At 50.1% G+C, this 2,431-nt stretch carries 3 protein-coding genes; all 3 read left to right on the forward strand.

Annotated features, from left to right (window positions below; translation table 11 throughout):
- Positions 1 to 57 precede the first annotated feature (57 nt).
- The 3 genes from faeE (at position 58) to BEA93_RS24140 (ending at position 2,375) form a co-directional block, all read left to right on the forward strand.
- Positions 58 to 834: a F4 (K88) fimbrial chaperone FaeE gene (faeE, locus tag BEA93_RS24130; RefSeq protein ID WP_105267684.1), complete on the forward strand. Its 777-nt coding sequence runs from the start codon at positions 58 to 60 to the stop codon at positions 832 to 834.
- A 34-nt stretch (positions 835 to 868) separates the two neighbouring features.
- The gene (gene faeF, locus BEA93_RS24135; protein ID WP_000753469.1) at positions 869 to 1,360 is read left to right on the forward strand and encodes a F4 (K88) fimbria minor subunit FaeF; all 492 of its coding nucleotides are present in this window, start codon (positions 869 to 871) and stop codon (positions 1,358 to 1,360) included.
- A 238-nt stretch (positions 1,361 to 1,598) separates the two neighbouring features.
- Positions 1,599 to 2,375: a fimbrial protein gene (locus BEA93_RS24140; protein ID WP_105225244.1), complete on the forward strand. Its 777-nt coding sequence runs from the start codon at positions 1,599 to 1,601 to the stop codon at positions 2,373 to 2,375.
- Positions 2,376 to 2,431: the final 56 nt, after the last annotated feature.

The following is a 2,431-nucleotide window of genomic DNA, read 5'->3' on the forward strand; positions in this document are numbered from 1 at the left end:
AGTGCCGGATACCTGCGGCCAGACTGCAGGATACTGAGAAACTACAGGAGATTACGTGTGAGTAAGCGTAACGCAGTAACGACGTTTTTCACCAACCGGGTGACAAAAGCACTGGGAATGACGCTGGCGCTGATGATGACCTGTCAGAGTGCGATGGCTTCCCTGGCGGCAGACCAGACCCGCTATATCTTTCGCGGGGATAAGGATGCGCTGACCATCACGGTCACCAACAATGACAAGGAGCGTACCTTTGGTGGTCAGGCCTGGGTGGACAATATCGTGGAGAAGGACACCCGTCCGACTTTTGTGGTGACACCGTCCTTCTTCAAGGTGAAACCGAATGGTCAGCAGACACTGCGTATCATCATGGCCTCGGACCATCTGCCGAAGGATAAAGAGTCGGTGTACTGGCTGAACCTGCAGGATATTCCGCCGGCTCTGGAGGGCAGCGGTATTGCGGTGGCACTGCGCACGAAGCTGAAACTGTTCTACCGACCGAAGGCACTGCTTGAAGGCCGCAAGGGGGCAGAGGAAGGGCTCAGCCTGCAGAGCCGCCCGGACGGCAGAATAATGCTGGTGAACACCACGCCGTATATTTTTGCGATTGGCAGCCTGCTGGACGGAAACGGGAAGAAAATTGCCACGGATAACGACACGGCACAGAAACTGCTGATGTTCATGCCGGGTGATGAAGTACAGGTGAAGGGAAATGTGGTGAAAGTGGACTCCCTGAATGACTGGGGAAGCCTGCAGACCTGGACAATTAACAAGAAGAAACCGACAGCACCGGAAGCAGCAAAAACTGAGAAAGCAGATACCGCAGAGCAGAAATAACCGCCCTCCGGAACACGGAACAGAGGGGTAATAAATGAAGAAAACAATGATGGCATTCGCCCTGGCCCTGAATGCGCTCAGTATTCAGTCAGCACTGGCCGCTGAATACAGCGAGAAAACGCAGTATCTGGGTGTGGTGAACGGTCAGGTGTCAGGTAACAGCGTGGTGAAGGTGACCCGTACACCGACAGACCCGGTGCTGTACCGGAGTGGAGACACGACGCCTCTTCCCGGCAGCCTGACCATCCGCAACGCAGAGTCCAGGGCTGCATCAGGTGGCCTGGCGTATATCACGGTGAAGCAGATACTGCCGGATAACGGGGAAGCCCGCATCACCCTGAAGACGGCCCTGATGGTTGACGGAAAGAGAGTGGCACTCAGCGCCAGACAGCTGGGTGAGGATGTGGTGATAACCGTACCTGAGGCACAGAAGCTGGTTGAGTTAAGAACGGATGCTCCGGCAGAGCTGGAAGTCCCGGTCAGTTACCGGGGAAATCTGCAGATAGCGCTGCAGGTGGAAGACTGAGGATTCATCTCCGACAACAGATGCAATACATCCGTGACTCCGGAACGGGTCATATTGGTAAAGGGATTTACCGTATTTTTAAACGGGAATAACGTAAAGCTATTCTGAGTTAAACACAGTGTTTAATGAAATGCGGTTAATTAAATGAATCCGCAGGGGATAGTTTTGCGGTAATTCCGGAAAAATAAGGATTACCGATTTCAGTTTATTATTTATGAAATATCAAGGAATTTATTTTATGAAAAAGACTCTGATTGCACTGGCTGTGGCTGCCTCTGCTGCAGTATCTGGTTCTGCTATGGCGTGGACTGCAAACGGCACTGGTGGTTCTGTTGACCTGGGCGGTACCCTGACTCCGGTAGAAAAAGTTACCCCGTGGGAAGTTAAAGTAGGCGCTGCGGTGAATGACCTGAATGCGCCGATTCAGAAAGGCCAGAAAGAAGTTAGAATATCTTCCCTCAAGAGCATTGAAATTTTGGGTATTCGCACCAAAGAAAAAGCGGCTTTTGTGGGTGCTAATGGTATTGCGCCACAAATTGATTATGGTGCTGCAATTGATGCAACAAAGTTTTCTAACGGTGAAACTAAACTAACCTTAGTAGTGAAAGATGATGCCAGCAATGAGATTGGCAAGCTGGAGTCATCTCTTTTTGCACAGGCATATACTTCAGAGAAAAGTACCGATGGGGGTGGTGCTAAGAAGTTTTTGGTGTTTGCCGCTGCTAAGGGGAGTGCATATTATGGTGGCTTAGGACAGAATTCAGGTAGCCTTTCTAAGGAAGACTTGGCTGCTGCTTATATGCCGGATGCTGAAGCAAACTGGGTGAATCAGGGTGGAACAATGGTAGACCCAGAAGTTTCATATTTCAGTAACCCGGGAAAAACTTATAACAGCTACTATTTTTCTGTTATTAAGCCAAATCAAGCAATTAAAATTGCTCTGAACGAACCGGTTTCCGGTGATGCTCCAATCCAGTGGAATGCATCTCTGCCGGTTACTGTTTCTTACCAGTAATTCAGCAGAGTCCGGCAGTAAACACTCCCCCGTTTACTGCTGACTAAAAATTCAGG

The organism is Escherichia sp. MOD1-EC5950 (assembly GCF_002965345.1).
GTDB lineage: Bacteria > Pseudomonadota > Gammaproteobacteria > Enterobacterales > Enterobacteriaceae > Escherichia > Escherichia marmotae.